We start from the raw sequence: 11,418 nt of genomic DNA on the forward strand, positions 1-11,418 counted from the left end.
AAGATTGTTTAACTTATAAAATAAATAAAATGAAAGTTACCGTAGTAGGAGCTGGTGCAGTGGGTGCAAGTTGTGCCGAATACATTGCCATCAAAAATTTTGCAGAGGAAGTAGTATTGGTTGATATTAAAGAAGGTTTTGCCGAAGGTAAAGCCATGGATTTAATGCAATGCGCTTCATTAAATGGATTTGATACAAAAATCACGGGTGTTACAAATGACTACAGCAAAACAGCTGATAGTGATGTAGCCGTAATCACTTCAGGTATTCCAAGAAAGCCTGGAATGACCAGAGAGGAATTGATTTCTACAAACGCGGGTATCGTAAAGCAAGTAGCTGAAAACTTAATTAAAAATTCGCCAAATGTAACCATCATTGTGGTATCTAACCCAATGGATACTATGGCTTATTTAGCTCATAAATCAACCGGCTTACCAAAGAATAAAATCATTGGAATGGGCGGTGCTTTAGATTCAGCTCGTTTCAAATACAGATTAGCTGAGGCTTTAGATTGCCCAGCATCTGATGTAGATGGAATGGTAATCGGTGGTCACAGTGATACTGGAATGATTCCATTAACAAGATTAGCAACTAGAAATAGTGTGCCTGTTTCTAAATTTATTTCTAATGATAAATTAGAAAACGTAAAAGAAGAAACCAAAGTAGGGGGTGCAACATTGACGAAATTATTGGGAACTTCTGCTTGGTATGCTCCAGGTGCTGCAGTTTCTGCTATGGTTCATGCCATTGCTAACGATTCTAAGAAAATGTTTCCTTGTTCATGCTTATTGGACGGTGAATATGGATTGAAAGACATTTCAATAGGGGTTCCTGCCATTATTGGTAAAAATGGAATTGAAGAAATCGTTGAGATTGAATTAGATGATGCTGAAAAAGCAAAATTGAATGAAAGTGCTGAAGCAGTAAGAAAAACTAACGGTTTATTGTAAGAAGTAACTTAAATAAAATATATTGAAAGCATTCGGCATATGTCGGATGCTTTTTTCATTTTAGATCAATGAAAACAACCTATTATGCCTGAAAAACAACCCAACAATCCACTTCATGGGATAACACTTAAAGCTATTTTAGAGCATTTAGTAGAAGTTTATGGCTGGGAAGAATTGGGAGATAGGATTAAAATCAATAGTTTTAATCATGACCCTTCTATAAAATCTAGCTTGACTTTTTTAAGGAAAACATCCTGGGCTAGAGAAAAAGTTGAACGGCTGTATATCAAAAGTTTAAAGAAATAGACATTCAGAAAGCAGTTATTTGATTTTTATAATCTCCTCAGAAACAACTAACTTATATTAATTCAGAAATTCTTCGATATTTTATGAATTTTGAAGGTAAATTATCATTTTTGAATCTCAACTATTGTATTCAAAATAATGTCATTTTCGCCAAAACCTATTTTCTCCATTCTGTTATTACTGTTTTTCGTATTTAATCTCCAAGCCCAAAATGCCTGGATCAATGAGTTTCACTATGATAATGATGGAGGTGATGTAGGGGAGTTTGTAGAAGTAGTTATTGAGGATACAAGCACTTATGATTTAAGTTTATTTACAGTTCATCTTTACAATGGGAATAATGGGGAATCTTATGGTTCTCATTCTTTGGATTCCTTCGTTGCAGGAGATACAGAAAGCGGCTTCACTATTTTTTATAAAAATATCTCAGGCATTCAAAATGGTGCTCCAGATGGTTTTTCATTAGATTATCAAGGGAGTTTACTTCATTTTATCAGTTATGAAGGTGCTTTCACTGGAGTAGGTGGTCCTGCTGATGGACAATTTTCAGAGGATTTGCTGGTAGAGGAAATTACTACAACTCCAATTGGTGAGTCAATACAGTTAACAGGAAGTGGTACTGCTTATTCAGATTTTTCTTGGTTGGCACCTGACCTGAAAACAAAAGGACAACTCAATAACGGTCAAACTTTGGGTGCTACTTGTGCGTCTCCTACAATTCAAGCAAGCTTTTCTATTCCTTTAAATGAAGAAATAGGAGATAATCAGATTAGTTTAAATTGGAGCAAAGGAGATGGTGATGGAGTACTTATCCTGATTAAAGAAAGTAGTGCTGTAAATGAAAGTCCTCAAAATGGGACAGCATATACTGCTGATGCTGACTTTAGCAGTGGCTTAGCGGATGTGATCGGCACCGGGAATTTTGTGGTTTACGATGGAACAGACACATCAGTCAATATTACAGGATTGACACAGGGTACTGAATATCATTTTGCAATTTTTGAGTATTTAACCACGAACCAATGCTATTTAAAAGAAAGTGAAACGATTTTTGTCACGACTACCACTTCTTTTGATGCAGACAGTGAAATTAATACTCCCTCAACCCAAATTCCTTCTATTGCTATTCCTTCTATTGCTAATTCAGAAGCCGAAGCAGTAGAGGTTTTCAAATTTGATGTTTCCGATCTGGGTACTAGTGATGGCGTACCTACTTTGCTCAATACTATTATGATAGAAAAAAGTGCTGAGAATACAGTAAAAGATTGGTCTACAGTTATTAAAGGAGCAAAATTAAATGATGGTGTTTCTAATTTGACTATCAGTAATTTATCCATAAATCCGGATAATATAGAATTTGATTTGGCAGGAAATGAATTTCCCACTGCAGAGGGAGGTACAGAAACACTAACACTTTCTATTTGGCTCAATGAAACTCAGTTTGATGGAGATACTCTTGGCTTTGAAATTCCCGAAAATCATAGTTTTGGAGCTGACGTAAACGGTTCTTTATTGAACAATCCTATTGCAGGAACCATTACCTCCAATTCTTTTAGAATTGAAGTAGAAGCTACTGATTTTGAAATAAATACAGTTTCTAATGCTTTGGTAAATGAAGTCTTCAATTTGAGTGTCAGGGCGGTGGATGTAAATGGCAATACAGATTTAGCAACTAGGAATATCAGCCTTACATTAAATACTGGAAATGGAAATTTAATTTCTCCATCAGGTGGCTTGGGCCCGCTAAACATGAATAATGGTTTTTATGAATGGACAGATTTAGCATATGATACTCAAGAAAGTATCATAATTGAAGTTTCTGATGGGAATGGTTTGTCAGTAAATACTCCTCAAATAGATATAATTCCATTGATAACTTCAGTTTTTATTTCTGAATATATAGAAGGAAGTAGCAGTAATAAAGCCTTAGAAGTTTTTAATAATAGCGGTGGATTCATTAATCTGGCTAATTTTTCTTTGGCTATTTATACGAATGGTAGCGAAACCATAAGTTATGAATATCAGCTTTCAAATATTCAGGATAGTTTAGCCGACCAGCAAAATTTAGTGATTGCCAATACAAGTGCAGATTCTATTTTACAAGAAATTGCTGATACCACACAATTTTCTATCACCAATTTCAATGGAGACGATGCTTTAGCATTATTATACAAAGGCAATATTATTGATGTAATAGGTGAAATTGGCATTGATCCGGGAACAGCATGGGAGGTTGCAGGTGTTTCAGAAGCTACTCAAGACAAAACCTTAGTTAGAAAAGCTTCAATCACAGAAGGGAATCCTAATAATTTAGCTTCATTTGGCAGTAGTCATATGAATTCTGAATGGGTTATTTATGATACAGATGAATTTTCTTATTTAGGTAATCATTTTAGATGTGCAGCACCAAAAGAGCAAATTACAGGTGTTTCCATTCAAAATATTACTGAAAGTACGGTCGAGTTAAACTGGACTGCTCCAACTGATCTCAATTCGATTGTTTTAATCAAAGAGGGCAACGCAGTTGATTTTCCTCCAATCAGTGGTAATACCTACACCGCTAATCCTGATTTTAATTTGGCAGATGAATTAGGGGTGGGTAATAAAATTGTATTTGCTGGAAATGGAGAAAATGTTAATATTTCAAATCTTACTTCAGGTACAAGCTATCATATTGCTATTTACGCTTATGATGGTGCAGAAAATTGCTACAATTTGGATACTGCGGCAACTGCAAATTTCACTACTGCAATTGCTTTAGATGAAGATTCCCAAATCAATGATTTGTTACAGCCTGTGGATTCTAGCTTGTTGTCTACCATAGATGAAGAAATAGAAGCTCAGGATGTGTTTTCATTCACAATAGCAGATTTGGCTACAAATGATACTGCATATACTTTTATTGAGAAAATGGTTTTCGAATCTGCTGCTACTAATTCTTTGGCTTGGGGGAGTACTTTAAATCTTATTTTAAAAGACGGTAATGGAAAAATCAATAATGCAGAATTTACCATAGTTGATGATAGTATTAAAATTGATTTTCCAGAAAATGAAGAATATGAAATCCCCTCAGGGCAATCCGTTGATTTCACCTTGGCCATTTGGTTTAACCGATTTGAAGTAAACGATACCCAGCAATTTGCATTACAAATTCCTACCGAGCATGAATTTGTATCTTCAGTTTCAGGCTCAATGTTGGTCAATACATTGATAGATAGCATTTCTTCTAATGAGATTGAAATTATTGAAGCTTTTGATAGAATAGAGGATATTCGAAATGGAATTAATGGAACAACTTATGTGACTACTGGCTATGTGTCATCCAATGATTTTGGAATTGGAAACACTGAATTTTATATCCAAAAGGATGAATCGACAACCTATGAGCAAGGAATTTCTATTTATTCAGTAGTAGAAATCCCTAATATCCTCCCAGGAAATAAGGTTAAAGTTTTGGGTGTTAGAGAAGATCTAAATGGAAGCATTCGTATCAATGTTGATACGGTCATTATTCTCAATAATGAAGAGATTTTGCCAGAGACTTATTCGATTTTTCCATCTGATTTAAGCACAAGCAATGAATTGATAGGAACAAGGGTGCAATTCGATAGTATGACCTTAGTTCAGCCTGATTTATGGGGTGATTTTACTGAAAATGTAATTCAGTTTACAAATGCAAATGATACTGTATTGGTAAAAATTGAGCCTAACAATATCTATTTCGATGGAAATGCTCAGCTTCCTTTTGGCGCAGTGGATTTGAATGGAATCTTGGAAAATAGAAATGATAGCATTCAGTTAATAGTGTCCTTAGATAATGAAATTACTGATTCTTATTCTCCAATTTTTGAGACTGAGCCTCAAATTTTAAACGTTCAAGGTGAAACTGTCGATTTGAGTTTTACGGTCAATGAATTATCATCTGTTTATTATGCTGTCAAGAATATAGGAGATTCAATTCCGGATTTGCAGACTTTGAAAAATCCTCAGTCTGATGCACAAATCATCAGTTATGGTAATGAAAAAATAGAAATAGAAAATGCTGGAAATTCTATCTCAGTAAATATCCAAAACCTAACTTCCAATACAGAATATTCTGTTTTTATTGTGGCGGAAGATACTTTAGGGAATGCGAATCAAATTAGACAGCTGGACTTCTTTACACTCAATACAAATGCTGACTATGATGTGACTGTTTTAAATGCATCTGAGCAAATTTCTGCAACTGAAATCAATGCCTTTGATGCTAGTCAAAATTTTGAAGCAGTTTTCAATTTCACATTAGTTGATGGAGGTACAAGTGATTCTTTATCAACATTTGTGAATCAGATGGTCATCCATTCATCTGCTGAAAATGAGGTTGATTTTAGTGAAGTACTCAGTGAAGTAGAATTATATGATCTGTCAAATGAAGGAGTCATTAATACTCAAAATTCGATTTTTACTGATTCAATCGTCTTTGAATTTGAGGAAATATTTGAATTGAATGATGGTGATTCCAATAACTTTCAATTGAAAATTAAATTGAATGAAATAGTGGAGGATGAGCAAAATTTAGTCTTTGAGATTCCAGCTAATCAAACTGCCTGGCAATTGGAACCTTACGGTTCACAATTAGCGGATAATTTTAATGATGCTGTTATTTCTTCTGTTCATTCAATAGATGTAGTCCCAACAGAATTGAATACAATTTACCCAAATGAAGTTTACGTAGGAGAAGAATTCAATATTGAAATTAGCCTGGAAGATGGGAATGGTAATATTGACAAGGCCGAAAGAACCATGAATATTGTGGTGGACAGTGTGGGGGAATTGTCTGGACAAACAGAACTTAATTTGATAAATGGACAAGGTATTTTTGATAGTTTGAGTTTTGATCAAACAGGACTATTTTCATTTGAAATTACGGATGGAATATTATCAGAAACAATTGAAATCAATTTTATTCAATCTGAAATAGTATTGGATACTGCTGGCTTCAATAGCGACTTTGGATTGGTCAATTTTTCTGATAGTTCAGAAATTCAGTCTTATCAGCTTTCTGCTGAGAATTTAAAAGATTCTATTTTGGTAGTTGCGCCTGAACCCTTTCAAATTTCATTGAGTCCTGAGTTTACAGATGAAACAGACACTTTGGTTTTTGAAAAAGATAGTTTTAGCATAAGCGAAATCTTTGTAAGGTTTATGCCTAATGATAGTTCGGGGGAGTTTTATCAAGCTAATATTCTTCATTTAAGCCGTGATGCAGATACAATACTTTTACCTCTAAGCGGTCAAGAAGGAATTTTAACTTTATCTACCATAGCCTCCGTAAGAAATAAGTTGATAGGGGAAAGAGTGAAAACCAAAGGAGTCGTAATTGGTGGAAATAATCATTTTGAGGAGAAGAGAATAATTCAAGATGAAACAGGAGGAATTGCAATTCAAGGATTAAATTCTGCCAACCTAAATTTCGGAGATAGTGTGGAGGTAGAAGGTATTTTAACTGAAGAGGATGGTTGGTTAAGTCTTATTCCTGAAACTGAAATTAGTACACTATCCTCAGATTCAGTAATAGTGGATCCATTATTAAAATCACTTTCTGAGATTGATATATCACTAGAATTTCAGCGAATTAGAATCGAAAATTTGGATATTTCTGAAGAAGGTTTATTTGCTAAAGGAGAGTATTTTATTTTTGATGATAATTCAGACTCTTTGATATTCAAATTGAATGATTATAATCATCCATTGGTAGGGACAGAAATTCCAATAGGAAAAGTAAATGTGACAGGCTTCATCAGTAGAAGAAATGATACATTTCTGATTTATCCTGAATTTGTCGAAGACTTGGAGATAATACCGAGAGATACGGTTTTGACCATAGAAGCTCCAGAAGATGGTTTGTTTTTTGGAAATATAAGTTTGGATGAATTTTCAGAGCCTCAGTCTTACAGCTTAGAAGCTGAAAATTTACCCGAAAATTTAAGGATTTCAACAAATGAGAATTTTGAATTCAGTCTGTTGGAAAATTCAAATTATGCAAATGAATTAGAGCTACCGATTAATGAAAGAGGCGATATTCCGGAAATAAGAATTTACGTTCGTTTTTCGCCTATTGCCGCAAGGGGAGGGGAGATTTCAGGAGAGATTGTTCATGTTTCGGGCGGTCAAACTTATAGTATTGGATTGAAAGGTATAGAAGAAATCATTACTTCAAATCCTTCTAAACCTGAAAGTATAATTTTGATTTATCCGAATCCTGTGGATTCAGAATTGAAAATTGAATTATTGAAATCAGGCAATTATCAGTATCAATTGACGGGAATAGATGGTGTAAAAATTCTTGAAGGAAAATTAAGTAGCCGTAAAGTTTTACAACTTGATGGACTAGAAATCGGAATTTATCTATTAAAAATTTCGAATGAAAGTAATAATTATCACTTCAGAATATTAAAAAAATAAAGAAACCAAGCTGAAAGTTGACTTGAATTAAAACTCCTGAGGTGGATTATATTTTCTAAAATGACCATTCATTTGAATCAATTCTTTGGACCGTTGAATGTCACGCAATTTTGGTAGTATTACTTTCAAATGATCCATTACATATCGCTGTCTCTGTCTTTCCTCTGTTAATTGTATCAATTCATACTCAGCTTCAGTAGAGAGTCCAATCTGATGGGCAATATCAAAAATCTGAAAATCCATTGAAAGTTTTCTATTATCTACTTCTACTAAATCATACATTTCCTGAATAGCCTGATAAATTTCTTCTTTCAAGATTAAATCCGCATTATTTTTATTGGGAATTTCCTCTATCGCACCAATAGCGTATTTTTTATTTTGGTAAGGGTTTTCCATATCCAGAACCTTTACTATCCCTTTTCCTCGTGTTTTTATGTCGAATCGGCCATCTTCATATTCTTTAGTTACTTCACGGATTTCCATTTCTGTTCCATATTCTACTTTGTTTTTTATATATGATGGGATAGCAAATGTGCTATTTTCCTTGATACAATCTGCTATGAGTTCCTTATAGCGAGGCTCAAATACATGTAGATTAAGATTTTGATAGGGGAACGCCACTAAATTTAATGGGAAAAGTGGTAATGTTCGTTTCATCTGAATATTTAATGTTGATACAAATATTTAAATGGCTTGTTTAATTTTTAGGTTGCGTTTTCGTACAAAAAAATGTTTTATTTATTGGAAAAATTTATAAAACATTCAATTAATAGTGTGATTTTCAGCAATATTATTCATTTATAGTAAAGAATATGGATAGTAGAATAATTGATAGGGTTAATCATTTAAATATCTGACTAACTTAAAATTAAAATGTATTACTTTTGATATAACCCTAACGTTAAATGTATGAATCTTAACTTTGGTCTGCCCGTTTGCCTTGCGTGTCCATGATTTAGTACATAATATCAGATTTTTTTTATTTTTCCAAGAAGCGGCTAAGACTAGCACAAACGATTTCATCATCATCATATGCATGACCTTTACCATCATGGATGTAAATATTATAGGTGCTGTCGTTTCTATCAAATTCCTTCAATCGATTTTCTAAAATTCTTGCATGCCATACGCTGGTCTTCTGATCTTCAGTACCTTGATGAATTTCAAATGCAGGGAGATTATTTGCAAAATAGTATGGGGAGCTCGTAATGAGACGTTTCCTGATTTCTTCAGGACTTGCTTTTGGTGTATAAAAAACCCGGCTGTAAGATCCGCCAACCCTTTCATTATTTACAACGTGCAGGTCTAAAAATTTAGTGTGTGTGGAATTTGCAATTATATAATCAAGTTTATCGGTCATTCCACCAATTATTAAAGCAACAGTTGCCCCTCTGCTAATACCTGTAGCAATTGTTTTGGTTTTATCAGATTTGTCATATAGAAATTTAACAGCCTCCAGAAATGCAACTGCATCTTCTGCTGCACCCAGCCAAACATCTCCTGAATATCCTTCAGAACGAAAGCAAAAATCCTCACCTCTTAAAATATTGCCTCTAAAAGAGGGCATGATAGAAATATAGTTATCCAAAAGTCCGCGACACCTACCACTCGACAATCGGTTAAGATCGCTTGTTTTCAGTACATCTATTCCTGTTCCTCCACCCATTAGACCTAATAAGATCGGAGCATTAGAAATATTAATGCCCTTTGGAATACGAATTAGGCCATAATGTTTCTGTCCATTAACCAAGTGAGATACAACTTTAATAGAATCACCGTTTGATCTTACTTCCGAAAATTCAATTTGTATTTGACTGGGGGTGAAATCCTTCCTTTTCCATTCTGTCAGTATAGTACTTAGTTCATTTTCGGTGGGTCCCCTCATCAAATCTTCGATCGGAACGCCAGGGTCAGTGTTGATTGGATATGTAGTCGCATTCTCGTATCCCTCGCATCCACCTAGTCCTACAGTTACAAGGTAATTGAAATTTCTGTTCGTATGGATAAAGTAGAAATCTAGTAAAATGAAGTAGAAAACAAAAACAGTAAAAAAATGGAATCTTTTAATAACTAGTATTGAAAGAGGTAGAATAATTATCGGTATGAAGCCAAATGAAACAATTGAATTTATAAGACCCTGGGGCAGTAATTGAGGAAATTTAAATCTTACTACCATGAAAAATAACATCGCTCCGCTAAGAATCACCAGTGTCAAACTTTCGGCTTTATTTGCTTTATTGCCCGATAAAAGTAAGGAGACAAAGAGTATGAAATAGAATAAGGCCAGAAATATTAAACTGTGTGTAATAAGCCAGCCAGATAGAGGGATTATTCCTGCCATACCTATAAGTCCTAAAACAGAAATTGCTGAGACTATTGAAAATATAGTAATTAGAAGGGAGCGTTTCTTGCTGTTGCCGACTTTACTTACAAGGCGAATGCTAGCCGAAAGAAAGAGTATGATTAATAATACACCTGAGGTTAAATATACAGAACCGAAACCAGGAACATTTCCTAAAAAAGGCATAGCGATCGAAACGCTGAAATCATGGATAAAAATTACCGCTAAAATCAGAATTGTTGTCGTGTACATCAGATTATCAATGTTCCACAACTTCTTTTTCTTAATTGATTGAAAGATTTGAATTATAAAAATTGACAGGATAAGCCCTGAAGCTATCAAAATAATAATAGCTCCAGCTTGCATACCAATTCCAATAGTACAGAGTAATCCTGTTAAAAGGATAATGAAGGATACATTTATCAGGGATAGTTTTATTTTCATGATTTAGGTACAGGTGTTTTTATCTGTAATATATTGGTTGGATTAACTTCTTGATCATTGCTTCAACAGAAGATAAAATTCTAGGGTCGCTTTGATAAGAATTATCTGCATTGTAGAACAAAATTTTATTTGTCTTCCTGTCTGCCAATACTATTTTAATACTAACCCAATTCAGTCCAGACCTGCCCAATAAAATGGTATTTGTCCGTAGGCTTTGTGTCATTACATAGTTTGGTTCATAATCAGGATGATAATAGCCGTAAACGAATGTAGCCATAAAGTAACGACCCTTACTCTCATACCTATCATTCTTCAGCCAATAGGGCAGAGGAATATTGTCTACTCCGCTTTCCAAGGAATCAAGGTCATTGAAAAAGGCGGAAATCTCACCATCTAAACTTGGCTCCAGAAAAAAAGGCTCATTTTCCAATCTGTACTTTCTTTTTAGCGTGGAGATAGTTGTTCCAGATATTTTGTCGGATAGTTTTAAAGCAAGTTCATCATCTGGTAAACGCTGAGTTTTAGTTGCAGCCTCAACGATAACATGCGGAGAAAATAACGCAAGCGTATCTATTGACTGCTTTGAATCCTTGAAAGAGGTGGCTTGCTTTCCTGATTTACAGCCGTAATTGAAAAATGAGAAGCTGATAAACAGAAAAAAGAAGTACAGCAATGCTCTATTCATAAATTATCTAATTAAATATTTTACTAGTACTTAACGCGAAGCTAAAATGCGTTTGCTACACTTCGCTGATGAAATACTAAAGTAGCGAAGCCAAACCATAACCACAATTATTGATAGAAAAAAGAAGAGTGCCGTGCTGAATGCTTGTCTTAAATTTAAATGAAATCATAAGTTTGGCTTTGTGGCAATTATGGCTCTTCACCTTGCTAGAAGCAGTAATCAAATGCATTTTTAGCAATTGTGTGTGC

6 protein-coding genes are annotated in these 11,418 nt (G+C 34.3%); 3 read left to right on the forward strand and 3 right to left on the reverse strand.

Features of this window, described 5'->3' with window-relative positions; translation table 11 throughout:
• Nucleotides 1–29 precede the first annotated feature (29 nt).
• The 3 genes from mdh (at nucleotide 30) to Q0L29_RS13130 (ending at nucleotide 7,700) form a co-directional block, all read left to right on the forward strand.
• Nucleotides 30–950, forward strand: a complete 921-nt coding sequence (gene mdh, locus Q0L29_RS13120) for a malate dehydrogenase (RefSeq protein ID WP_296622382.1) — start codon at nucleotides 30–32, stop codon at nucleotides 948–950.
• Nucleotides 951–1,034: 84 nt separating this feature from the next.
• Nucleotides 1,035–1,256: a VF530 family protein gene (locus Q0L29_RS13125; RefSeq protein ID WP_296622375.1), complete on the forward strand. Its 222-nt coding sequence runs from the start codon at nucleotides 1,035–1,037 to the stop codon at nucleotides 1,254–1,256.
• 138 nt (nucleotides 1,257–1,394) lie between these two features.
• Nucleotides 1,395–7,700 (forward strand): lamin tail domain-containing protein, encoded by a 6,306-nt coding sequence (locus tag Q0L29_RS13130; RefSeq protein ID WP_296622377.1) that lies wholly within the window; start codon nucleotides 1,395–1,397, stop codon nucleotides 7,698–7,700.
• 27 nt (nucleotides 7,701–7,727) lie between these two features.
• Here Q0L29_RS13130 and Q0L29_RS13135 read toward each other — a convergent pair whose 3' ends face one another.
• The 3 genes from Q0L29_RS13135 to Q0L29_RS13145 all read right to left on the reverse strand — a co-directional run bounded on the left by Q0L29_RS13135 (nucleotide 7,728) and on the right by Q0L29_RS13145 (nucleotide 11,170).
• Complete coding sequence (locus tag Q0L29_RS13135) at nucleotides 7,728–8,357, reverse strand: LON peptidase substrate-binding domain-containing protein (RefSeq protein WP_296622378.1); 630 nt, start codon at nucleotides 8,355–8,357, stop codon at nucleotides 7,728–7,730.
• A 322-nt stretch (nucleotides 8,358–8,679) separates the two neighbouring features.
• Nucleotides 8,680–10,485, reverse strand: a complete 1,806-nt coding sequence (locus Q0L29_RS13140; RefSeq protein ID WP_296622380.1) for a prolyl oligopeptidase family serine peptidase — start codon at nucleotides 10,483–10,485, stop codon at nucleotides 8,680–8,682.
• 19 nt (nucleotides 10,486–10,504) lie between these two features.
• On the reverse strand, nucleotides 10,505–11,170 hold the full coding sequence (locus tag Q0L29_RS13145) for a hypothetical protein (RefSeq protein WP_296622381.1): 666 nt from the start codon (nucleotides 11,168–11,170) through the stop codon (nucleotides 10,505–10,507).
• Between the last annotated feature and the right edge of the window lie 248 nt (nucleotides 11,171–11,418).

The organism is Marivirga sp. (assembly GCF_024636815.1).
Taxonomy (GTDB): domain Bacteria; phylum Bacteroidota; class Bacteroidia; order Cytophagales; family Cyclobacteriaceae; genus Marivirga.